Origin of the sequence: Streptomyces sp. NBC_00631 (assembly GCF_045206895.1) — a bacterium.
Classification (GTDB): Bacteria; Actinomycetota; Actinomycetes; order Streptomycetales; family Streptomycetaceae; genus Streptomyces.
The window spans coordinates 9208645-9232103 of the sequence record NZ_CP107734.1 but is presented as its reverse complement, the minus strand read 5'-3'; the positions used below and the strand labels follow the sequence as shown (position 1 = coordinate 9232103).

The 23459-nt window shown below is 70.2% G+C and carries 17 protein-coding genes; 8 read left to right on the top strand and 9 right to left on the bottom strand.

The features are described from left to right. Positions 1-32 precede the first annotated feature (32 nt). Positions 33-167, bottom strand: a complete 135-nt coding sequence (locus tag OHB00_RS42010) for a hypothetical protein (RefSeq protein ID WP_406442998.1) — start codon at positions 165-167, stop codon at positions 33-35. Continuing rightward, a complete protein-coding gene (locus tag OHB00_RS42005; RefSeq protein WP_406442996.1) occupies positions 142-1470 on the bottom strand; it encodes an OFA family MFS transporter in 1329 nt (442 codons plus the stop codon). Before OHB00_RS42005 ends, OHB00_RS42010 begins: the two co-directional genes overlap by 26 nt. Positions 1471-1701: 231 nt before the next feature. Here OHB00_RS42005 and OHB00_RS42000 point away from each other — a divergent pair, with 231 nt between their 5' ends. From OHB00_RS42000 to fdhD, 5 genes are read left to right on the top strand one after another with little or no spacing between them, the layout of a single operon-like run. After that, complete coding sequence (locus OHB00_RS42000; RefSeq protein WP_406442994.1) at positions 1702-2661, top strand: 2-dehydropantoate 2-reductase; 960 nt, start codon at positions 1702-1704, stop codon at positions 2659-2661. Continuing rightward, a complete protein-coding gene (locus OHB00_RS41995) occupies positions 2658-4577 on the top strand; it encodes a molybdopterin oxidoreductase family protein (protein WP_406442992.1) in 1920 nt (639 codons plus the stop codon). Before OHB00_RS42000 ends, OHB00_RS41995 begins: the two co-directional genes overlap by 4 nt. Positions 4578-4582: 5 nt before the next feature. Continuing rightward, positions 4583-6400, top strand: a complete 1818-nt coding sequence (locus OHB00_RS41990; RefSeq protein ID WP_406446212.1) for an NADH-ubiquinone oxidoreductase-F iron-sulfur binding region domain-containing protein — start codon at positions 4583-4585, stop codon at positions 6398-6400. Next, positions 6397-7257 carry a 2Fe-2S iron-sulfur cluster-binding protein gene (locus OHB00_RS41985; RefSeq protein WP_406442990.1) on the top strand — a complete coding sequence of 287 codons (861 nt, stop codon included), beginning with the start codon at positions 6397-6399 and terminating at the stop codon, positions 7255-7257. Before OHB00_RS41990 ends, OHB00_RS41985 begins: the two co-directional genes overlap by 4 nt. Before the next feature lie 7 nt (positions 7258-7264). Continuing rightward, positions 7265-8113 carry a formate dehydrogenase accessory sulfurtransferase FdhD gene (gene fdhD, locus OHB00_RS41980; RefSeq protein ID WP_406442988.1) on the top strand — a complete coding sequence of 283 codons (849 nt, stop codon included), beginning with the start codon at positions 7265-7267 and terminating at the stop codon, positions 8111-8113. A gap of 385 nt (positions 8114-8498) precedes the next feature. Here the strand turns inward: fdhD and OHB00_RS41975 are convergent, their stop codons facing one another. Both OHB00_RS41975 and OHB00_RS41970 read right to left on the bottom strand, forming a co-directional pair. Further along, a complete protein-coding gene (locus OHB00_RS41975) occupies positions 8499-9026 on the bottom strand; it encodes an isochorismatase family protein (RefSeq protein ID WP_406442987.1) in 528 nt (175 codons plus the stop codon). A gap of 16 nt (positions 9027-9042) precedes the next feature. Further along, positions 9043-9483, bottom strand: coding sequence for a MarR family winged helix-turn-helix transcriptional regulator (locus OHB00_RS41970; protein WP_406442985.1), 441 nt, complete (start codon positions 9481-9483; stop codon positions 9043-9045). A 115-nt stretch (positions 9484-9598) separates the two neighbouring features. Here OHB00_RS41970 and OHB00_RS41965 point away from each other — a divergent pair, with 115 nt between their 5' ends. Beyond that, positions 9599-10516 (top strand): zinc-binding alcohol dehydrogenase family protein, encoded by a 918-nt coding sequence (locus OHB00_RS41965; protein WP_406442983.1) that lies wholly within the window; start codon positions 9599-9601, stop codon positions 10514-10516. 8 nt (positions 10517-10524) lie between these two features. On the opposite strand, the gene OHB00_RS41960 is transcribed toward OHB00_RS41965, so the two are convergent. After that, on the bottom strand, positions 10525-11574 hold the full coding sequence (locus OHB00_RS41960; protein ID WP_406442982.1) for a bile acid:sodium symporter family protein: 1050 nt from the start codon (positions 11572-11574) through the stop codon (positions 10525-10527). 157 nt (positions 11575-11731) lie between these two features. Here OHB00_RS41960 and OHB00_RS41955 point away from each other — a divergent pair, with 157 nt between their 5' ends. After that, the gene (locus tag OHB00_RS41955; protein WP_406442980.1) at positions 11732-12595 is read left to right on the top strand and encodes a LysR substrate-binding domain-containing protein; all 864 of its coding nucleotides are present in this window, start codon (positions 11732-11734) and stop codon (positions 12593-12595) included. 86 nt (positions 12596-12681) lie between these two features. On the opposite strand, the gene OHB00_RS41950 is transcribed toward OHB00_RS41955, so the two are convergent. Beyond that, positions 12682-13662 carry an Lrp/AsnC family transcriptional regulator gene (locus OHB00_RS41950; protein ID WP_406442978.1) on the bottom strand — a complete coding sequence of 327 codons (981 nt, stop codon included), beginning with the start codon at positions 13660-13662 and terminating at the stop codon, positions 12682-12684. A 426-nt stretch (positions 13663-14088) separates the two neighbouring features. Here OHB00_RS41950 and OHB00_RS41945 point away from each other — a divergent pair, with 426 nt between their 5' ends. After that, positions 14089-15915 (top strand): AMP-dependent synthetase/ligase, encoded by a 1827-nt coding sequence (locus OHB00_RS41945; RefSeq protein WP_406442976.1) that lies wholly within the window; start codon positions 14089-14091, stop codon positions 15913-15915. Between the two features lie 7 nt (positions 15916-15922). On the opposite strand, the gene OHB00_RS41940 is transcribed toward OHB00_RS41945, so the two are convergent. Genes OHB00_RS41940 through OHB00_RS41930 form a run of 3 tightly spaced genes read right to left on the bottom strand, consistent with a single transcriptional unit; the run spans position 15923 to position 23453 of the window. Continuing rightward, the gene (locus OHB00_RS41940) at positions 15923-17953 is read right to left on the bottom strand and encodes a PQQ-dependent sugar dehydrogenase (RefSeq protein WP_406442974.1); all 2031 of its coding nucleotides are present in this window, start codon (positions 17951-17953) and stop codon (positions 15923-15925) included. Between the two features lie 14 nt (positions 17954-17967). Further along, on the bottom strand, positions 17968-20217 hold the full coding sequence (locus OHB00_RS41935; RefSeq protein WP_406442973.1) for an alpha-galactosidase: 2250 nt from the start codon (positions 20215-20217) through the stop codon (positions 17968-17970). After that, positions 20214-23453, bottom strand: coding sequence for a glycosyl hydrolase family 28 protein (locus OHB00_RS41930; RefSeq protein ID WP_406442971.1), 3240 nt, complete (start codon positions 23451-23453; stop codon positions 20214-20216). The genes OHB00_RS41935 and OHB00_RS41930 overlap by 4 nt, the downstream gene beginning before the upstream one ends. Positions 23454-23459: the final 6 nt, after the last annotated feature.

The following is a 23459-nucleotide window of genomic DNA, read 5'->3' as shown; positions in this document are numbered from 1 at the left end:
CAGACCCTCGGACGCCCGAGCATTCCCGGCGGTCACCCGTTGAACAGCTGTGTCGCTTTCTGTACGAGTTCATACACCCCGTAGGCGAACGGCGCGCCCACCCAGATCCAGGCGACCGCGATCAGCCAGCGGCGGTCGGGCTCATGCAGGCTGCTGTCGTTCGACATCGACGGCCTCCCTCGGGGCGGGGATGTGATGGCGGGCATGGACGGGCCGGACCAGTTCGTTGGCGACGAAACCGACGACGAGCAGGCCGATCATGATGCCGAAGGACACGGTGTACAGGTCGGAGCCGTGCTTGCCGGCGTCCTTCTGGTGGTCGGCGATCCAGTTGACGATCAGGGGTCCGAGCACCCCGGCGAGGGACCAGGCGGTGAGCAGCCGGCCGTGGATCGCGCCGACCTGGTAGGTGCCGAAGAGGTCCTTGAGGTAGGCGGGGACGGTCGCGAAGCCGCCGCCGTAGAAGGAGAGGATCACCAGTGCGCAGAGGATGAAAAGCGGCTTGGACGAGTCACCGAAAAGGGTGATGAGCAGGTACATCAGGGCGCCGACGCCGAGGTAGACGCGGTAGATGTTCTTGCGGCCGATCAGGTCGGAGGTGGACGACCAGCCGATCCGGCCCGCCATGTTGGCCGCGGACAGCAGGGCGACGAACCCGGCGGCGGCGGACGCCGACACCGGGGTGGAGCTGTCGGCGAAGAAGTCCGTGATCATCGGGGCGGCCTTCTCCAGGATGCCGATGCCGGCGGTCACGTTCATGCAGAGCACGACCCACAGGCACCAGAACTGCGGGGTGCGGATCGCGCTGTTCGCGGAGACCTGCACGCCCTCGAAGGCGCTCGGCGCGTCCTCGACCGGCCGCTCCGTGCGCGGGACGCGGATCAGGAGCACGCCGAGGGTCATGAAGACGGCGTACGACAGCCCGTGCACCAGGAAGGCGAGCGCGATGCCGTCGTTGTCACTGCCGAACGACGAGAGCATCTGCGCGGACCACGGCGAGGCGATCAGCGCGCCGCCGCCGAAGCCCATGATGGCGATGCCGGTGGCCATGCCGGGCCGGTCCGGGAACCACTTGATCAGCGTGGAGACCGGCGAGATGTAGCCGATGCCGAGGCCGATGCCGCCGACGAAGCCGTAGCCGAGGACGATCAGCCAGAACTGCTCGGTCTCGGCGCCGAGCGCGGAGATCAGGAAGCCCGAGGAGAAACAGATCAGGGCGACCGTCATGGCCCAGCGCGGTCCGTTGCGCTCGACGAGGGTGCCGCCGAACGCGGCCGACAGACCCAGCATCACGATCGCGAGCTGGAAGGGCAGCGCGCTCTCGGTGCCGCTCAGGTTCAGCGCGGATTCGAGCGGCGGCTTGAACACGCTCCAGGCATAGGCCTGGCCGATGGAGAGGTGGATGGAGAGGGCGGCGGGCGGGACGAGCCAGCGGCTCCAGCCCGGCGGTGCTACAGGGGGGCTGCTCATGAGTCCCGAACGGTAGGGCCAGGCGGGGTAGTTGAGAACCCAACAGATCATCATCTGCGGTGAGCGGTATCCAGGATGCGCCGAACGGTCACTGCCGGAACCCTTGTCGTCCAGGAATCCATACTGTAGACAATATTTCGTCGACACGATTCGGCCGACGCTCCGCACCACCGGCCCACGAGAGGCCGAAGACCACCTCCGCGGTATCCCTCAAACCGAACGGAGTGTTCCGTGAAAGTCGCAGTCCTCGGCGCCGGTGCGATCGGCGCCTACGTCGGTGCCGCGCTCCACCGCGCGGGCGCCGATGTGCACCTCATCGCCCGTGGACCCCATCTGGCGGCCATGAGGCACTACGGAGTACGGGTGCTGAGCCCGCGCGGCGACTTCACCGCGCATGCCCACGCCACCGACGACCCGGCCGAAGTGGGCCCGGTCGACTATGTCTTCCTGGGCCTGAAGGCCAACTCGTACGCGGCGTGCGGGCCGCTGCTGGACGAGCGGACGGCGGTGGTCGCCGCCCAGAACGGCATCCCCTGGTGGTACTTCCACCGCCACGGCGGCCCCTACGACGGCCACCGCGTCGAGAGCGTCGACCCGGGCGGTACCGTCAGCGCCGTACTCGCCCCCGAACGCGCCCTCGGCTGCGTGGTCTACGCGGCCACCGAGCTCGAAGCCCCCGGTGTGGTGCGGCACTTGGAGGGCACCAGGTTCTCGATCGGCGAGCCCGGCCGCAGCGTGTCCCAGCGCTGTCTGCGGTTCAGCGAGGCCATGCAGGCCGGCGGGCTGAAGTGCCCGGTGGAGCCGGACCTGCGCAACGACATCTGGCTCAAGCTGCTCGGCAACATCTCCTTCAACCCGATCAGCGCGCTCGCCCGCGCCACCATGCGGCAGATGTGCCTGCACGGCGGCACCCGACGGGTCATAGAGATCATGATGCGCGAGACGCTCGACGTCGCCGAGGCGCTGGGCTGCGAGGTCGGGGTCTCCATCGAACGCCGGCTGGCGGGCGCCGAGAAGGTCGGCGACCACCGCACCTCCACGCTGCAGGACCTGGAGCGCGGCAAGCCGCTGGAGCTCGACGTGCTGCTCGCGGCCGTGGTCGAGCTGGCGGAGATCACCGGCGTGGCGGTGCCCACCCTGCGCACCGTGCACGCCATATCGGACCTGCTCGCGCTGAGGAGCGCCGCATGAGGAAGAGGCAGCAGAAGACCTACACCCGGCTCACCCACCCGTTGATCCGGGACTCCCGCGACGAGCCGTTCCGGCAGGCGAGCTGGGAGGAGGCCCTGGACCGCGCGGCCCGCGGTCTGGAGCGCAACCGGGACGCGTTCGGGATGTTCTCCTGTGCCCGCGCCACCAACGAGATGAACTACGTGGCCCAGAAGTTCGCCCGGGTGGTGATGGGCACCAACAACGTCGACTCCTGCAACCGGACCTGTCACGCGCCGAGTGTCGCCGGTCTGACGGCCGCCTTCGGCTCCGGCGGCGGCACCTCCTCGTACGAGGAGATCGAGCACACCGACGTCATCGTGATGTGGGGCTCCAACGCCCGCTTCGCGCACCCGATCTTCTTCCAGCACGTGCTGAAGGGGATCCGGGGCGGCGCCCGGATGTACGCCGTCGATCCGCGCCGCACCTCGACCGCCGAGTGGGCGGAGAGCTGGCTCGGGCCGAACGTCGGCACGGACATCCCGATGGCGCACGCGATCGGCCGGGAGATCATCCGCGCGGGGCTGGCCAACGAGGCGTTCATCGAGCGGGCGACGAGCGGCTTCGAGGAGTACAGGGCCCTGGTGGAGCCCTGGACGCTGTCGCTGGCCGAGAAGGTGACCGGCGTTCCGGCCCGCGCGATACGGGAGTTGGCGCACGCCTACGCCCGCGCCGAGCGCGCCCAGCTGTGCTGGACCCTCGGCATCACCGAGCACCACAACGGCACCGACAACGTCCGCGCCCTGATCAACCTCTCCCTGCTCACCGGCCAGGTCGGCCGGTACGGCGCCGGGTTGCAGCCGCTGCGCGGCCAGAACAACGTGCAGGGCGGCGGCGACATGGGCGCGATCCCCAACCGCCTGCCCGGCTTCCAGGACATCCTCGACCCGCCGACGCGGCTGAAGTTCGAGTCGGCCTGGGACACGGTCATCCAGCCGCACTACGGGCTGAACCTCACCGAGATGTTCGAGGCGATGGCGGAGGGCACGCTCAGGGCGGTCTACTGCATCGGCGAGAACCCGGCCCAGTCGGAGGCCGACAGCGAGCAGGCCGTACGTCGGCTCCAGGCCCTCGATTTCCTCGTCGTCCAGGACATCTTCCTCACCAAGACGGCGGAACTGGCGGACGTGGTGCTGCCCGCGACCGCCGGCTGGGCGGAGACCGAGGGCACGACCACCAACAGCGAACGCCGGGTCCAGCGGGTACGCCGTGCGGTCACGCCGCCCGGCGAGGCCCGTGAGGACATCGAGATCATCTGCGCGCTGGCGGCCCGGCTCGGCCACGACTGGAAGTACCCGGACGCGGAGGCCGTCTGGAACGAGCTCAGGTCGCTCTCCCCCGACCACTACGGGATGACCTACGACCGTCTCGTCGAGCACCAGGGCATCCAGTGGCCGTGTCCGAGCACCGAGCGCCTCGAACCGACGTATCTGCACGGCCGGTTGTGGGAGACGGACCCGAAGAGGCGCGGCATGCCGGCGCCCTTCGGGCTGGTCCGGCACGATCCGCCGGTCGACCTCACCGACGAGGCCTACCCCATCCGGCTCACCACCGGGCGACGGCTCGACTCCTACAACACCGGTGTGCAGAGCGGCGGTTACGCCTCGCCGCTGCGGCGAGGCGAGTACATCGAGCTGTGCCCGGAGGACGCCGAGCGGTACGGGGTGGCCGTCGGCGATGAGGTCCAGGTGTCCTCGCGGCGGGGCTCGGTGGTGGCGCCGGTCTGGATCGACACGGCGCTGCGCCCCGGCCTCGCCTTCATGACCATGCACTTTCCCGACGAGGTGGACACCAACCAGCTGACCATCGAGGCCAACTGCCCGATCGCGGGGACGGCCGAGTTCAAGGCGTCGGCGATCCGTGTCGAGAAGCTTCCGGTCGCGACCATCGTGAGGTGACGCAGGTGGACCTGCACTTCGGCGACAGCAAACCGACGGACGAGGAACGAGCCGCAGTCGACGCCCTGTTGGGCCCTCCGGAGTCCTCCTGGGAGGGCGCCGACCGCACCGACGCCGATCTGCGGTGGGCGCGCGGCGGCCGCGCGGCCCGGGACCGCCGCGACCTGCTGCTGCCGGGGCTGCACGCGATCAACGACCGGATCGGCTGGATCAGCGAGGGCGCCCTCGGCTACCTCTGCCGCCGTCTGACGGTCCCGCCGGCCGAGGCCTACGGGGTCGCCACCTTCTACGCGATGTTCTCCGTCCGGCCCCGTCCCTCGACCGTCCTGCACGTCTGCACCGACCTGGCGTGCACGGCGGCCGGGGCGTCGGCACTCTGCGACCGCGTGGAGGCGGGGCTCGGCCCGGGGGTGCACGTCGAGCGCAGCCCCTGCCTGGGTCTGTGCGAGCGTGCCCCGGCCGCCCTCGCGATCCGGGCCGGGGATCCGGTGCGTACGGCGGTGGCGGCACCGGCGACGGCCGAAACCGCCGTGCTCGCGGCCACCGCCCCCGACTCGGCACCGCAGGAGCCGCCGGCGGCGCTCGCCGTACCCCAGGCGGGACAGGAAGGTCTGACCCTGTTGGGGCGGGTGGGCGTGGTCGACCCGTCCTCGCTCGACGACTACCGGGCGCACGGCGGCTACACCGCCCTGCGGCACGCCTTCGCGCTCGGCCCCGCCGGGGTCATCCGCGAGGTCGCCGACTCGGGCCTGGTGGGGCGCGGTGGCGCCGCCTTCCCCACCGGCCGCAAGTGGCAGGCGACCGCCTCCCAGCCCGACCGCCCGCACTACCTGGTCTGCAACGCCGACGAATCGGAGCCGGGCACCTTCAAGGACCGCGTGATCATGGAGGGGGATCCGTACTCGCTCGTGGAGGCGATGACGATCGCGGCGTACGCGATCGGGGCGCACCGGGGCTTCGTCTACCTCCGCGGCGAGTATCCACGGGCGGCCCGCCGTCTTGGGCACGCGGTCGACCAGGCGCGCGCCCGTGGGCTGCTGGGCGACGACGTCCTCGGCCAGGGCTTCGCCTTCGACATCGAGATCCGGCGCGGCGCCGGGGCGTACATCTGCGGCGAGGAGACGGCCCTGTTCAACTCCATCGAGGGGTACCGGGGCGAACCGCGCTCGAAGCCGCCGTTCCCGGTGGAGAAAGGGCTGTTCGGCAGCCCGACGGTCGAGAACAACGTGGAGACGCTGGTCAACGTCCTGCCGATCCTGACCATGGGCGCCCCGGCCTACGCCGCGATCGGGACGGAGAGGTCCACCGGCCCGAAGCTCTTCTGCGTGTCCGGGAGCGTGGCCCGCCCCGGCGTCTACGAGCTGCCCTTCGGCGCCACGCTCGGCGGACTCCTCCGCCTCGCCGGAGTGCGCGAGAACCTGCGGGCGGTCCTGCTCGGCGGCGCCGCCGGTGGCTTCGTACGGCCGGACGAACTCGGCATCCCGCTCACCTTCGAGGGCACCCGCGAGGCGGGCACCACGCTCGGCTCCGGTGTGGTCATGGCCTTCGACGACACCGTGCCCCTCCCCCGGCTCCTGCTCCGGATAGCCCGGTTCTTCCGGGACGAGTCCTGCGGGCAGTGCGTGCCCTGCCGGGTGGGGACGGTCCGGCAGGAGGAGGCGCTGCACCGGATCGTCGCGCGCACCGGCGCCGAGGCGGCCGGGGACGTCGCGCTGCTGCGCGAGGTGGGCCGGGCGATGCGGGACGCCTCGATCTGCGGTCTCGGCCAGACCGCGTGGAACGCCGTGGAATCCGCCATCGACCGTCTGGGGGCGTACGAATGACCGTGACACCGCTGGGAATCCCGCGCCGGCTGCTGGAGTTCACGCTCGACGGCCAGGAGGCACGGGTCCCGGAGGGCTCGACGATCCTGGACGCCTGCCGGGCGGCCGGGAAGGACGTGCCGACCCTGTGCGAGGGCGACACCCTGCGTCCGAAGAACGCCTGCCGGGTGTGTGTGGTGGAGGTGGAGGGGTCGCGGACCCTCGTGCCCGCCTGCTCCCGGAAGGCCGAGCCGGGGATGACCGTGAAGACCGACGGCGAACGCGTCCGGCACAGCCGGAAGATCGTCCTGGAACTTCTCGCCTCCTCGGTGGACCTGTCGACGACCCCGCGCACCGCCGAGTGGATCAAGGAGTACGAGGCGAGACCGGACCGCTTCGGCCCCGACGCGGCCCGCCTGGGCGAGGAGCCCAGGGTCGACAACGATCTGTACGTGCGCGACTACGACAAGTGCATCCTGTGCTACAAGTGCGTGGACGCCTGCGGCGACCAGTGGCAGAACAGTTTCGCAATCTCTGTTTCCGGCCGTGGCTTCGACGCCCGGATCGCCGTCGAGCACGACGCCCCGCTGACCGACTCGGCCTGTGTCTACTGCGGGAACTGTGTGGAGGTATGTCCCACCGGGGCGCTGTCGTTCAAGTCGGAGTTCGACATGCGGGCGGCGGGTACCTGGGACGAGTCGCGGCAGTCGGAGACGACCACCGTGTGCGCGTACTGCGGTGTGGGCTGCAACCTCACGCTCCACGTGCAGGACAATGAGATAGTCAAGGTCACCTCGCCGCACGACAACCCGGTGACCCACGGCAACCTCTGCATCAAGGGCCGTTTCGGCTACCAGCACGTACAGAACCGGGGCTGATCAGACCATGGGACGAGTCACGGAACGACGCAAGGTCATCCGCATCCGCGACGGAGCGGTCTCCGCCCGGCCGGACACGCTCGTCGCCGAGGAACCGCTGGAGATCAGGCTCAACGGGAAACCCCTCGCCATCACCATGCGCACGCCCGGCGACGACTTCGCGCTGGCGGCCGGGTTCCTGGTGAGCGAGGGGGTGCTGGCGGCCGCCGGCGACCTGCAGAACATCGTCTACTGCGCGGGCGCCACGGCCGACGGCTCCAACACCTACAACGTGGTCGACGTGCGGACCACGCCGGGCGTCACGCTCCCCGACTTCACCCTGGAGCGGAACGTCTACACCTCCTCGTCCTGCGGGCTGTGCGGCAAGGCGAGCCTCGACGCGGTGCGTACGACGGCTCGCTGGCCGATAGCCGACACTCCCCCGGTCCGCGTCGGCCCCGAGCTGCTCGCGAGCCTCCCCGACCGGCTCCGCGCGGCGCAGCGAGTGTTCGACCGGACCGGGGGGCTGCACGCGGCGGCCCTGTTCACGCAGGACGGCGAGCTGCTGGACATCCGTGAGGACGTGGGGCGGCACAACGCGGTGGACAAGCTGGTCGGCCGGGCCCTGCAGAACGGCGACCTGCCGCTGTCCCGCACCATCCTGCTGGTCTCCGGGCGGGCCTCCTTCGAGCTGGCGCAGAAGGCGGTGATGGCGGGCATCCCGGTGCTCGCGGCGGTCTCAGCGCCGTCCTCGCTGGCGGTGGACCTGGCGGTGGAGACCGGGCTGACCCTCGTCGGTTTCCTGCGGGGCAGCAACATGAACGTGTACGCGGGCGAGGACCGCATCGCTCTGCGGGCCGCGGCCGCCCAGGGCTGACCGGTTCCCCGCGGCACGGCGGCGGGGCCCCGACCGGCGGGGAGCGCCCCCTGCGCCGCAGGGGCCCCGCCTCAGTCCGGTGTCCCCCGGCGCCGCAGGACCCGCCTCAGTCGGAGTCGGCCCCGTTCGCCGGCCGTGGAGCCGGCGCCGCTGTGGGTCAGCGTGGTCTCGCCGGGAGTGGTGCGGACCGAACTGTGGCGGAGGCCGCCGGAGTCGGTCCGCGAGGAGCTCTTCCGGTCGTCCGCCGAATCGCTGCCGGTGGGGCGGACGGGCGAGCCGGCGGATGTGGCGGAGGCGTACCTGTGCCTGATGCCTGGGGGGTGACAGCACCGGGTCGGTGGTGGTCGTGGACGGCGGCCGGACGCTGGTCTGAGCGGCCGGCCGGTCAGGCGGGGCCGAGGCGGACGTCGGCGGCCGTGACGACCGTGCCGAGGCGCGGGAAGTCGAGCCGGACGGACGCATCGTGCTCGGCGCCGGTGAGGGCGGCCATGGCGTCCTCGACGAAGACCAGGTCGTAGCCGAGGTCGGCGGCGGCGCGGGCGGTGGACTCGACGCCGAGGTTGGTGGCGATGCCGCCGAACACCAGCCGGGTGACGCCGAGCCGGCGCAGCCGGGCGTCGAGATCCGTGCCCTGGAAGCCGCCGATCGTCCGCTTGACGATCTCCAGGTCCCCTTCCTTCCTGAGCCCGGCGACGAGTCCGCTGCCCGGCGGCTGCTCGGCGAGGGAGGGCCGTTCCACGCGGATCAGCACCACGGGCGCGCCGGCGGCACGGAAGGTCCGGGCCAGTTCCTCGGCGGCGTGCAGGACTTCGGTGCCTTTGCGGGGTTCCAGGGGCAGCGCGACGATGCGGTCCATCAGGTCGACGAGGACGAGGGCGGTGCGCGCCGAATCGAGCGCCAGGGGTGCGGTCATGACGGAACGTTAGCCGTCATGAGCCGTCCGTACCGGAAATCCGGATCAACAGGCCCGTGAACTGGTCGCGTTCGGCAGCCGACAACGGGGCGAGCAGCGTGTCGTTGGCCTCGCGCGCCGCCTGTTCGCAGCGGCCGAGGAGAAGGTCGCCCTCGGCCGTGAGGGAGACCGCGTTCTTGCGGCGGTCGGCGGGATCGGGTGCGCGGACGACAAGTCCGGCGGCCTGGAGGTCGTTGAGGACGCCGACCAGGTCCTTGGGGTCGAGGGACACGGACCGGCCGAGGTCGGCCTGGGCGACCGGGGCGAGGTCGCGGACGGCGGAGAGGACCACGTGGTGCCACATCCGCATGCCGTGTTCCGCGAGCGCCTCGGCGACGAGGGCCCGGCCACGGGCGGCGGCCCGCCCGAGCAGCCAGCTGGGCAGGGAGCGGATGGCGGGGAGGGGGGCTTCTGCCATGAGGGAAGCGTAACCAAGGATCCATTGGCTTCACCAACGAAAAATCGTTGGACTCACCCACGATCTCGCCTTATCGTTGGTAATCCCAATGAATCTCCTGCCCCGTGGAGGTGCGATGCGTCGCGTCCGGTACGAGTCCGCCGGCGGCCCCCTGCTTCTGGAGGAGGCCCCGGTCCCCGAGCCCGGCCCCGGTGAGCTGCTCGTCCGCTGCGAGGCGGTCGGGGTCACGCTGCCCGTGGTCCGCAAGGTCACCGAGGCGGCGAAGCCGATCGCGCTGGGGGGCGAGATCGCCGGTGCGGTGGTGGCCGTCGGCGCGGGAGTCACCCGCTTCCGCACCGGCGACCGGGTCACGGGCCTGTGCTTCGGCCACGGCTACGCCGACTTCGCCGTCCTGCACGAGGCGATGACCTCCCCCGTCCCCGGGACCGCGTCCGCCGTCGAGGCGGTCGCCCTGGTCCGCAGCGGCCTGGTCGCCCTCGGCGCCTTGGCCGCGGCCCGCCCCGAACCGGGCGAGACGGCCCTCGTCACCGCAGCGGCGAGCGGGGTCGGCCACCTCGGCGTCCAGCTGGCCCGCGCCCGGGGAGCGGGCCGTGTCGTGGCCGCCGTCTCCGACCCGGCCAAGGCCCCCTTCGTCCGCTCCCTGGGTGCCGACGCGGTGGTGACGTACACAGACGAGGACTGGGGCACTCCGGCCAACTACGCCCTGGACGCGGTCGGCGGCGACCTGCTCACCCCGGCCCTCGCCGCCCTGGCCCCCGGCGGCCGGCTGGTGGCGTACAGCTCGGGAGGGGGCACGGTCCAGGCGTACGACCTGCTGGTCGGTGCCAAGTCGGTGACCGGATTCCAGCTGGCCCGGATCGCCCGCGAGCGGCCGGCGCTGTACGAGGAATGGCGTCAGGAGCTGTGGCGCCTGTTCGCGGAAGGGGCCGTACGGCCCGCCGTGCACGGGGAGTTCGCACTGACGGCGGCGGCGCAGGCGCACCGGGTGATCGAGACCCGGGCCAACCTGGGGAAGGTCGTACTGATCCCCTGAGAGGTGGCTCAGCGGCCGGTCGTCCCCGTGCCGACCGCCGGACGCGACTGCGCCGCCGGGCCGGGCGGCGCTGCGGCCTCCTCCTGGGCCTCGGGGTCGTGCGCTCGGCGCTTGGCGATGACCGCGCACACCATGAGCTGCATCTGGTGGAAGAGCATCAGCGGCAGCACGGCCAGCGAGGCGTGGGCGCCGAACAGGACGCTGGCCATGGGGAGCCCGGAGGCGAGGGACTTCTTCGACCCGGCGAACTGGATGGCGATGCGGTCCCCGCGGCCGAAGCCGAGCGCCTTGGCGCCGTACCAGGTCAGCAGGAGCATCACGGCGAGCAGCACGGCCTCGACGGCGAGCAGCCCGCCCAGCCGGACCGCGCTGACCTGGTGCCAGATGCCCCGGACCATGCCCTCGCTGAACGCGGTGTAGACGACGAGCAGGATGGAACCGCGGTCGACCAGACCGAGGATCTTCTTGTGCCGGGCGACGAACTCCCCGATCCAGGGGCGCAGCAGCTGCCCGGCGACGAACGGCACCAGCAGCTGGAGCACGATCTTCACGATCGAGTCCGCGGAGAACCCGCCCCCGCTGTTGCCGAGCAGCCCGGTGGCGAGCAGCGGGGTGAGCACGATGCCGACGAGCGAGGAGAAGGAACCGGCGCAGATCGCGGCGGGCACGTTGCCGCGGGCGATGGAGGTGAAGGCGATCGACGACTGGATGGTGGAGGGCACCAGGGTCAGGAAGAGGAAGCCCTGGTAGAGCGGATGGGTGAGCAGGACCGGCACCAGCCCGCGGGCCGCCATGCCGAGCACCGGGAAGATCACGAAGGTGCAGACGAGGACGGTGACATGGAGCCGCCAGTGGCGCAGTCCGTCGACGGCCTCACGGGTGGACAGGCGGGCGCCGTAGAGGAAGAAGAGGAAGGCGATCGCGGCCGTGGAGGCACCGGAGGCCACATCGGCGGCCGTACCCCGGGCCGGGAGGAGCGCGGCGAGGCACACCGTCCCGAGCAACAGCAGGACGTACGGGTCGATCGGCATCCAGCGGGGCCGGCTCAGGCGTTTCACGGTGCTCCACTTGCGGGTCGGTCAAGGTGTCGGGCCGGCGGACGGCCGGGTTCTCGCCGGGGCCGGGAGGCCCCTCTCCATCGTCCTCCTCCCCCCGGCGATCGAGAATCCGGTATACCGCTCTGACTGCCATCGCGTTCCGCGATAACATGTTCGAGTGTACGACCCCTCGCACCTGCGCACCTTCCTGGCGGTGGCCCAGACGCTCAGCTTCACCCAGGCCGCCCGGCGGCTCGGGCTGCGCCAGTCCACGGTGAGCCAGCACGTGCGCCGGCTGGAGGACGCGACCGGCCGCCGGCTGTTCTCCCGGGACACGCACTCCGTGGAGCTGACCGAGGACGGCGAGGCGATGCTCGGGTTCGCCCGCCGGATCCTGGAGGTGCACGAGCAGGCGGCGGCCTTCTTCACCGGCACCCGGGTGCGCGGCCGGCTCCGCTTCGGCGCGTCGGAGGACTTCGTCCTCACCCGGCTGCCGGAGATCCTGGAGGGCTTCCGCTACGACCACCCCGAGGTCGACCTCGAACTGACGGTGGAGCTCTCGGGGACCCTGCACGAGCAGCTGGCCGCCGGAAAGCTGGACCTGGTGCTGGCCAAACGGCGCGCCGAGGACCCGCTCGGCGAGCTGGTCTGGCACGACGACCTGGTGTGGATCGGCGCGGAACGGCTCCGCCTGGACCCCGCCCGTCCGGTCCCGCTGATCGTCTACCCCCCGCCGGGCATCACCCGCGCCCTGGCCCTGGAGGCCCTGGAGCACCAGGGCCGCGACTGGCGCATCGTCTGCACGAGCGGCAGCCTCAACGGTCTGATCGCGGCGGCGAGAGCGGGCCTCGGCGTGATGGCGCATTCAAGGGGCCTGATCCCCCCGGGCCTGTTCCGCGTCCCGGACCGCGCGGGCCTGCCCGAACTGGGCAAGGTCGACTTCGTCCTGGTGCACGGACCGAGACGATCACCGGCTCAGTCGGCGGCGGACGCGCTGGCGGCGGCGATCCTGGCCAGCGGAGCCCGCTTGAGACGTCCCTGACCGCAGCGCCCCGAAAGGGGCGCGGGGCTGAATCGATGTGCGGCTGCCGCCGCGTGGGCGCTACCAGCCCCCACCGACCCGCACTCTCAATACGACCCCACATACGTCAACTGCTTCACCCTCCGCAAAAACGGCATGGCCTCCACATGCTGCACCCCCTCCAAGCGCCCCACCGGCCCGCTCAGGTACGCATACAGATGCGCCGTGTCGCGCAGCACCGCCGTCACGACGATGTGCGACGGTCCGGCGGTAGCCGCAGCAAACGCCACCTCGTCATGGACGGCCAGCGCCTGACCCACGGAGTGCATCGCGGCCGGCGTGGTGGTGATCCACAACACCGCGGACTTCGAGAAGCCCAGCACCTCGGAGCGGTACTCGACATCGATGTACACCGCTCCGGAGGCGATCAGCGCGGCCAGCCGACGCTTCACCGACGACTCGGACCGCCCCGTTGCCCGCTGCAACTCCGGGTAGGTCGCCCGCCCGTCCCGTTCCAGCGCGGCGAGCAGCGGCGCGTCCTCGGGCTCCAGCCGCGCAGGACCGTCGGCTTCCGGCGGCGGCACCCGCAGCGCCGCCACCTCCTCCTCGGTCAGCGCCCTGAACTTGCGCACCCACCCGGCCGGTCCCCCGTAGAACCGGTGCAGCAGCTGCTGCGCGCGGATCTCGACCACGCTCGGCGTGCGCGGCAGTCTGCCGAGGAGCAGGTCGTCGTGGTCGCCGGGGTGGCGCGGCCGGGTCATGCAGGCGATCTCCGTACCTCCGGAGGCCAGTCCGATCCAGGCGGTGTCGGGGCGCTTGGCGAGGGCGTCGGCGATGACGGTGGCGCCGTCGGGCGCGCAGCGCAGCCGGAGCATCCACTGGTCCTGGCCGAGCCGTTCGGCGTCCCGGACCGCGACGACCCGCAGCCCGGCCTCGGCGCACAGCCGCCGGTAGCGGCGGGCGACGGTCTGGTCGGAGACACCGAGCACGGCCGCGATCCGGCTGAAGGAGGCGCGGCCGTCGACCTCCAGCGCGGAGAGCAGGCGGACGTCCAGCGCGTCCAGGATGTCGGATTCCAGCTCCAGCATGCCAACCCCCGTCGGACTCCCGCCATACGGCCGCTTCCGGCGACCGGGATCGGCCACGATGCCGCCATCCTACGGAACGAAGGGCACCCGATCGCGGGCTGCGGGCTGGAGTGACGAAATCGGCCACGTCGGCGCAGTTTTCAGAGGGTGCTGCGGCATCCCCGACCGACCGACGGGTAACCGGCCGGGAGCCGTAATCGGGTCGTACAGATTCAGTGGAGATTACGGAGCCGGAACTTACTGAACCGTAAGGATTCTGTCCGGCCCTTCCCCATGTGGGCGTATTTTCCAGACGTGAGCGTGGTCATACGAGAGCAATGCTCGTTTTCGCACCCCCTCCCGAACGGTCTTCCGGTGGGGTAGCTTTCACGGCGCTGTGCTGAGCGTCACTACCGTCACTGTGGAGCGAGGAGCGGGGAGCGGGGTTTGCGCGAGTTCACCAACCCGCCGTTGGCGTCGGCACCGCCGGTCGGCGGTCTGGCCGACTGCGTGTTCGAGCGTGCCCAGACGGACCCGCTGCATGTCGCACTGGGCCGCAAGGACGACCTCGGCCAGTGGCGTGACGTGACCTCCGCCGAGTTCCGCGACGAGGTCCTCGCCCTCGCCAAGGGGCTCCTCGCCCGTGGCATCCGGTTCGGCGACCGGGTCGCGGTCATGTCCCGCACCCGCTACGAGTGGACCCTGTTCGACTTCGCGTTGTGGACGATCGGTGCCCAGGTGGTGCCGGTCTACCCGACCTCGTCGGCGGAGCAGTGCTTCTGGATGCTGTACGACGCGGAGTGCACGGCGGCGATCGTGGAGCACGAGGACCACGCGATGACGATCGCGACCGTCATCGACCGGCTGCCGCAACTGCGCCAGCTGTGGCAGCTGGACTCGGGCGCGGTGCAGGAGCTGTACGACGCGGGCGCGCACCTCGACGACGAGGTGGTGCACCGGCACCGGCAGGCGGTCACCCCCGACTCGGTCGCCACGATCATCTACACCTCGGGCACCACGGGCCGCCCCAAGGGCTGTGTGCTGTCGCACGGGAACTTCATGTACGAGGCGGACACGGTCGTCTCGCGCTGGGAGTCGGTGTTCCGCGCGAAGAAGGGCGAGGAGGTCTCCACTCTGCTCTTCCTGCCGCTGGCGCATGTCTTCGGCCGCATGGTGGAGGTGGCGGCGATCCGGCACGGGGTGCGCTTCGGCCACCAGCCGCAGCTGCACGCGGCGGCGCTGCTGCCCGACCTGGCCGCGTTCCGGCCGACGTTCATCCTGGCCGTGCCGTACATCTTCGAGAAGGTGTTCAACGCGGCCCGGCGCAAGGCGGAGAAGGAGGGCAAGGGCGGCCCGTTCGAGAAGGCGGTCGAGATCGCGGTGAAGTACGCGGACGCCGTCGAGGCGAAGGCGTGGGGCACCGGTCCCGGCCCGTCGGCGTCGCTGCGCATGCAGCACCAGCTCTTCGACAAGCTCGTCTACGGCAAGGTGCGCTCCGCGATGGGTGGCCGCATCCGCAACGCCATGTCCGGCGGCTCGGGGATGGACCGCAGGCTCGGCCTGTTCTTCGCCGGCGCGGGGGTGCACGTCTACGAGGGCTACGGCCTGACCGAGTCGACGGCGGCGGCGACCGCCAACCCGCCCGAGCGCACCCGCTACGGCACGGTCGGCCAGGCCATTCCGGGCACCACCGTGCACATCGCGGACGACGGCGAGATCTGGCTGCACGGCGGCAACGTCTTCCAGGGCTACCTCAACAACCAGAAGGCCACCGACGCCACCCTGCACGACGGCTGGCTGGCCACCGGTGACCTGGGCTCCCTCGACGAGGACGGCTATCTGACCATCACCGGCCGCAAGAAGGAGATCCTGGTGACCTCCGGCGGCAAGAGCGTCTCCCCGGGTGTCCTGGAGGAGCGGGTCCGGGACCATCCGCTGGTCAACCAGTGCATCGTGGTCGGCAACGACCGCCCCTACATCGCCGCCCTGGTCACCCTCGACACCGAGGCGGTCGAGCACTGGCTGACCATGCGCGGCAAGCCCCAGATGTCCGCGGCCCAGCTGGTACGGGACGCCGACCTGGAGACCGAGGTGCGGCGCGCGGTGGTGGCCGCCAACACCCTGGTCTCGCAGGCCGAGTCGATCCGTACGTTCCGTATCCTCGCGCAGCCGTTCACCGAGGAACACGGCTTGCTGACCCCGTCGTTGAAGCTGAAGCGCAAGGCGATCGAGAACGCCTACGCCAACGAGGTCGAGGCCCTGTACCGGGCCTGATCACCCGTCAGCTGATACTGACCCGGAAGATCTTGTCGGATCCGTCCGGCTCGTTGCCGTTGTTGTCGCAGTTGGTGGTGGAGAGCCACAGCTGGTCGGCGCCCGGCACCTTGGTCACGGTCCGCAGCCGGCCGTACGTTCCCACGTAGTACGCCGTCGGGGTGCCGACGCTCTCGGTGTCGCCGTTGATGGGGATGCGCCAGAGCCGTTCGCCGCGCAGCGAGGCCATGTAGACGACGTTGCGGACGATGGCGATACCGCTCGGGGAGGCCTCGGAGACGTTCCAGGTGGCCTTGGGATTGGTCATCCCGGCGACCGAGCAGGTGCCCTCGCAGGTCGGCCAGCCGTAGTTGGCGCCGGGCTTGATCAGGTTCAGCTCGTCCTTGGAGCTGTTGCCGAACTCCGCTTCCCACAGGCGCCCGTTGCGGTCGAAGGCGAGGCCCTGCGGGTTGCGGTGGCCGAGGCTGTAGACGTAGTTGCCGAACGGGTTGCCGGGGGCCGGCTTGCCGTCCGTCGTCATCCGCAGGATCTTGCCGTTCAGGGAGTTCTTGTCCTGTGCCAGGTCCGGTGTCTGGGCCTCCCCTGTCGAGACGTACAGGTAGCCGTCGGGGCCGAAGAGGAGCCGTCCGCCGTTGTGGTAGCGGTTCTTCTTGATGCCCTGGAGGAGGATCTTGTAGTCGCTGAGCTTGGTGCCGTCGTAGGTCATGCGCACGACCCGGTTGCCCTCGTCCGCGGTGTGCATGAAGTAGACGTAGTGGTTGGTCTCCCACTTGGGGTCGACGGCGACGCCGAGCAGGCCACCCTCGCCGTTGGTGGTGACGGCGTTCGGGACGGTCCCGACCTGGGTGCGGGTGCCGTCCTTGGTCGTCTTCCAGACCCGGAAGTCGTCCCGCTCGGTGACCAGTGCGGTCTTGCCGTCGGGCATCCAGTAGGTGCCCCAGGGGATGGTCCAGCCGGTGGAGAGCGTGGCGATGGAGGAGGGGACACCGCCGTCGGTGGCGCAGGCCTTGGTGGTGAAGGTGACGGCGTTGCTCGGCTGGGAGACGTTCCCGGCCGCGTCCCGGGCGACCACGTCCAGGGTGTACGGGCTGTCGCAGGCGAGGCCGGTGAGGGTCGTGGACGTCCCACTGGTGACCGTCTTGTAGACGGTGGTCCCGCTGCGGATGTCGTACCCGGTCACGGCCCGGTCGTCGGTGGACGCGCCCCAGGTGAGGTCGGCCGTGTTCGCGGTGATGCCGGTCGCGGTCAGGGTGCCGGGTGCGGTGGGCGGTGTGCTGTCGCTGCTCGGTTCGGTGGTGCAGTCGACGACGGGACTGGCCGGCGAGGTGTTGCCGGCCGCGTCGCGGGCGATGACGGTGAGGTCGTAAGTGGTGTTCGGGGCGAGCCCGGTGAGGGTCTTCGACGTCGAACTCCCGGGCGCCTCACCGATCTTGTTGCCGTGTTCGTAGAGGTCGTACGCCGTCACACCCACGTTGTCCGTGGCGGCACCCCAGGCGAGGGTGAGCGCGTCCTCGCCGATGTCCGAGCAGGAGGGCTGGCCGGGGCGGGTGGGGGCCTGGGTGTCGGCCGCCGTGCCGACGCCGACCTTGTCGAGGTTGGGGCCGCCGTTCGCGGTGGTGGCGGTGGCGCGGATCTTGTTGCTGCCCGCGGTCAGCGGGACGTTCACCGTCTTCGTCGCCCAGGTGTTCCAGTCGGCGGTGGCCGGGAAGGAGACGCCGGAGGCGACGACGGTGCCGTTGACGGAGATGTCCAGCGGCCGGTCGGTGTCGGTGCCGTTGGCGAAGCGCAGGGCGAGCGCGGAGGTGCCGGCGGTTGCCGCGCTGACCGTGAACTCCACGTACGAGCCCTTGATGTTGGTGTAGTCGACGAAGCCGGTGCCGGTGTACCCGGTGTGGTTGGTGGCGACGGCGCCCTGGGAGATGGTGGCGTCCTCGGCCTGGTAGTCGGTGGCCGCGACGGCGGTGCCCTGGCTGAGGCCGGCCAGTGGCAGCGCGAGCGCCGCGGCCAGGCCGTAGGGAAGAACTCTCCTGAGATTCATGGCTGTTGTTCCCCTCAGCCCGTGTACTGGGCGAAGACCTTGAGATAGTCGTAGGGCTGCTGCGACACTCCGCTGCACGCGTCGCCGTCGCCGCCGGAGCCGCAGGCCCGGTCGCGGTTGACGGACCAGTAGGTGAGGCGGCCGATGTGGTGCTGCTGGGCGTAGGCGAGCATGGTCTTGAAGTCGGCGACGCGGACCCGCTCCCCGGAGTCGTCGGTCCTGCCGTTCATCGAGGACAGACCGATGTGGGCGTAGGCGGTGGCGTCGCTGTAGCCGTACGCCGACTTCACCTGGGCCTTGAGGCCTTCCATGGCCTTGGTGGTGAGGCTGCCCATGGTGGTGGAGCCGCCGCCGAAGTCGAACGGCATGATGCACCAGACGTCGTTGGCGAGCCCGGAGTTCGCGGCCCGCTTGATCATGTCGACGCCGGTGGAGTCGGGGCCGCTGCTGGTGGTGCCGAAGGTGATGACGGTCTTCAGACCGGGGTTGTCGGCCTTGACCGTCTTCAGGGCGTCCACGACCCGCTGGCGGACGGTGGCGTTGGACCACTCGGTGTTCTCGATGTCGATGTCGAGGGCCTTGAGCTTGTAGGCGTTGATGACCTTCTGGTACGCCCCGGCGAGGGCGCTCGCGCTGGAGCACTTCTCGCCGAGTTTGTTCCCGCTCCAGCCGCCCACGGAGACGATCACATCGCCGCCGGCCGCCCGGATCGCGTTGATCTTCGACTGGTCGTCGCCGCCGGTGAGCGCGCGGGACCCGTCCCACTTGGGGTTGCAGGTGCCGTCGGAGAGCACGAAGGCGAGGGTGAACCACTTGACGCCCGTCGCCGACATCACCGAGGTCGGGTTCTGCGGGGAGCCCCAGCCCAGGTATTCGTAGGGGGCGACCGCGAAGCCCGGTGAGGCCGCCGCCGCGGTGAGGGAGCCGACCGGCCTGACGCGGATCAGCCGGGTCTCGCCGGGGCGCAGGGTCGCGCTGTAGGTGCCGGCGACCGTGCCTTTGTGGGAGCCGGACCACAGGTCGGTGACGTCACCGGAGCCGGAGAAGCCGACCTGGGACCAGTCCACGCTCACCGTGGAGTTGCCGGAGGTGCCGGTGTTGAAGAGGGCCACGACGTACTGTCCGTCGCTCTCCTTCTTGCTCCACACCTGTTTGACGCCGCTGTTCACGATCCGTTTCGCCGCCACCCCGTCCTGGTCGACGCCGATCAGCCGGTCGTTGGTGAGCATCGCCTTGTCGACGGAGTCCAGATGGGTGAGGTCGGTGCCGAGCAGCAGCGGGGCGGCCGCCATCGACCACAGGGTGAAGTGGGAGCGCCGCTGGTCGGCGGTGAGGCCCACCTGGTCGCCGTTGCCGATCTCCAGGGAGTCCAGGTCGTTCCAGCCGCCGGGGCCCGCGTACTGCTGCCAGTTCGCGGCCGTGTTGAAGCGGGCGGAGACGTGCGACCAGTCGGTGAGCGGATAGCCGCTGCCGTTGTCGCCGGGACCGCAGTAGCACTCGACGTCACCCTGGGTGCGCCAGCTGTTGGCCAGGGACTTCCAGGTGGGGGCGTCGGCGATGGGCAGGTTGTTGGAGAGCGCGAAGTTGATGGGCCGTCCGCTGGCGCGCAGCGCCTTGGACCAGGCCTGGACGTCGGGGATGTCCTGGCTGCCCACTCCGTCGATCTTCAGGTAGTCGACCCCCCAGGAGGCGAACTGCCTGGCCCAGGAGTTGACGAATTCCTGGGCGCCCGGCTTGGAGTAGTCGATGTAGTACATGTTCTTGCAGTTGTAGTTCTTCTCGGTCTTCGAGGTGTCCGCGATGTCCTTCGCGTGGTACGACGTGCCCTCGATCGGGGTGTTCTTGGTGACGGCGTTCTTGGCGATGCCGGGGGTGACGTAGAAGCCGAACTTCAGGCCCTTGGCGTGGACGTAGTCGGCGACCGCCTTGATGCCGTCGGGGAACTTGGCGGGGTCGACGGCCCAGCGGCCGTAGGAGTCGACGGTGAAGCCGTTGGAGTCGCACTTCTGGTAGAAGTCGTCGAGGTTGACGTAGACGAAGCCGTGGTCCTTGAGCCCACTGGCGACCAGGGCGTCGGCCTGGGCCTCGATCTTGGCCGCGGTGGGCTGGCGGCGGACATAGCTCCAGCTGCTCCAGCCCATGGCGGGCCGGACGGACAGGCCGTTGTCGGAGGCGGCGGCCGGGTGGGCGGTGCCCACGAGCGGCACCGCGGAGGCGGCCAGCAGTGCGGCGGCGGCCACCGTGAGGGTTCTGATCCGGGTCACGGGCGTACTCCGTTCGCGGGTGTCGCGTACGACGTGCCGATCCAGGCCTCGTCGATGCGCAGCCGCTTGTAGCGGGTGGTGTCGGTCGAGGCGGCCCAGGTGGAGTCCACCTCCACGCGGACGTAGCGGGCGGTGGCGGCGGTGAGGTCGATGCCCTGGATGCCGCGCCTGCTGGGCAGTTCGCCGCTCTTGACGGCGCTCCCCCAGGTGGTGCCGTCGTTGCTGAGGAAGATCTTGTACGCCTTGATGCGGGCCGACTGCTCGGTGTCGGAGCGGGCGTAGGCGACCGAGTCCTCGCGCTGGTTGACGCCGATGTACTGGACCTTCTTGGCCGAGCCGAGGTCGAAGGTCAGGTTCACGGGCAGCGTCTTGTTGTTGTCCCAGTAGGTGAGGTAGTCGCCGTCGCCGGCGGCCGAGCCCGCGTGCCCGCTCGCGGCGGCGCTCGCGGTGACCTTGACACCGCTGAGGATGCCCTGACGGCCGGCCGTGGTGACCTTGAAGACGGTGTCGTACGGGTCCCAGGAGCCGAGTCCGGTGAGGGTCAGCACTCCGCCGGACTGCGACCAGGAGACCGCCTTGCCGGTGCGCAGGTCGGTGACGGCGGCGATGCGGTATCCGTTGTCGCGGACGCGCAGGGTGCTGGTGGTGGGCGGGGTGAGGACGTGGATGTACTGCCGGTTCGGGTCGTCCTTGGCGATCGTGGTGACGCCGTGCGCCCCGTCGTTCCAGAAGCCCGGTTTGAGGCCGCCGTACATGTAGCCGCCGCCCTCGGTGCCGTGCAGGGACTCCCAGATCTGGTCGAGATAGGTGTTCGCGAAGGTGTTGAAGGCGGCCTGGTTGGCCGGGAACTTGCCGTTGACCTGGGCGGTCTCGGCCATCAGGGCCTTCACGGAGGAGCCCACGTTGGTGACGAGACGGCCGAGGGTGAGCTTCTTGTCGACGGCCGGGTCGGAGCCGTCGTACCACCAGGCGCCGGTGGAGGGCAGTTTGAAGTCGGCCTCGGTCAGGCGGGGCTGGGCGGTGTAGACGGCCTGCGGATAGTCGTAGTCGGGCGTCATCCCCGTCTTCTGCTCATTGCTGATCATGTCCATGATCGGCGTGTCTTCGTTGTTGTTGCTCAGCGTGTAGTTCGGCCGCTTGTCGTAGATCTGCTGGTAGAGGTCGTGGCTCTCCCAGTACGCGTTGTCGTTGTCGATCCAGAAGCCACCGAGGTCGGGATAGCGGTCCATGACCTCGAAGAAGTTGTCGTAACTGAACTGCCCGAAGCCGTCGTTGGTGGTCAGGTCGACGTTCTTGCCCTTGTAGGCGGAGTAGGCGGCCGAGTCGAGCCACTCGTGGCCGCCCTCGTCGTGCCACTGGGGGTCGTTGGTCATGTAGAGGATGACCTTCATGCCCTTGGCCTTGGCGGCGGTGATCAGCTCACCGAGGAAGTCCCGCTTGGTGGAGCAGGATCCGGGGATCTTGGACGGCCAGGGGCGGGCGTAGCCGAGGCGGCTGTGGAAGGTGGCGAGGACCAGGTACTGGGTGTGCAGCTTCTGGGCCTCGTTCACCCAGTAGTCGGGTGTCCAGCCGCCGTTGGTGACGTCGTTCTCCCAGGCGGTGCAGCTGGGGTGGGCGGGGGCGGTGCGCAGGCCCCAGTGCAGGAAGAGGCCGCCGGCGGAGGCGCGGAGGAAGTCCTGGCGGGGGTTCTCCAGGTCGAGCGGTTTCACGGCCGTACCGGAGCAGTCCTGGCCGCCGGAGACCCGGAGCGCGCCGCCCGAGGTGTTGTGACTGTCCGTCAGGCAGGCTCCTGTCACGTCCTGGAGGCCGACGTCGTACGGCGAGCCGCTGCCCTTCTGTGCGGTGAAGCGGGTGAGGCGGATGTCACTGGCGGCGTTGGCGATGACCGCCGGCCGGCCGTCGCCGGCGGCGAACTTCACGCTGCTGTCGGTGAACTGGACGTGGTCGGCGTTGTGCAGGTACCAGCCGTAGGCGGGCCGGGTGCCGATGGCCTTCGGGTTGTAGTCGGTGGGGTCGTTGGCGGGCACGCCCGTGGACATGGTGCCGTTGCCGCCGGGCACCGTGATGTTGACGTTGTCGAAGGTGATCCCGCTGATGCGGTGGCCGTTCTCGCCCCACAGGGTCGGGCTGAAGGAGGGGCTGTTGCCGGTGGCGGTGATGTCGTCGTACGTGACGTCGCTGATCGACCCGACTCCGGGGCTGTTGCCGCATCGTTTCCGGGTGCCGATCTTCTCCATGATCGGCGAGTGGACGTTCGTCATGGTGATGTCGCGGTAGTGGACGTCGGAGATCTTCGCGCCGTCCATGGAGACCATGCCGAGGCCGGACTTGTCGGCGCCGTCGATGCGGATGTTCTCGAACTGGTAGTCCGAGAAGTCACCGCAGGTCTCGGAGCCGAACATCAGGGCGTTGCAGCACTTCGCGCCCAGGGTCGAACCGCTCACCCGCACATGCCCGTTGGGCAGCTTGGCGCCGAGCGCGTAGTCGCTCTTGAAGACCAGCGCGTCGTCGTTGGCATGGATGGTGGCGTTGGTGATCGTGGCGTTCGTGGTGGAGATGACGTTCCAGCCGTCGCGGTCGCTCGCGGTGTCGATGGTCAGGTGGTCGGACGTCACGTTGGTGCAGCCGTTGATCAGAGCCGCGAAGTGGCCGCCGCGGCGCAGGGTGAGGCCGTCGCCGAGGCGGAGGCCGTCGCACCGGGTCAGCGAGATGATCTTGTCGGCCTCGCCGGTCTTCGGGTTGCCGGTGATCAGGTTGCCGGCGCCGTCGATGACGCCCTGGCCGACGAAGCCGATGTCGGTGAGCTTGTCGCCGTAGATCATCGCGTCGTGGAAGTGGCTGTGGCCGTAGTCCTGGTACGCGTCGTACGGGTTGGACTCGGCCTTGTCGTAGGTGTCCGCGCTGGAGCCCTGGAGGGTGGCGCCCTTGTCGAGCTGGAGCGTCACATGGCTCTTCATGTGGATGGTGTTCTTGGACTTGTAGGTGCCGGCGGTGAAGCGGACGGTGCCGCCGCCCGCCGAGTTCGCGGCCGTGATGGCCTTGTCGACGGCCGGGCTGTCGTTGGTGGAGCCGTCGCCCTTGGCGCCGTAGTCCCGCACGTCGTAGACGGCGGCGGCGCGGGGTGCGGTGGGCTGCGGGGCGGCGAGGGCCACGGGGTGGGAGAGCCCCAGGACGACGGCGAGGACGAAGAGGACGATCGCGGCAGCACTGTGCCGGTCAGCGGTGGGGGGTTTCATGGTGAC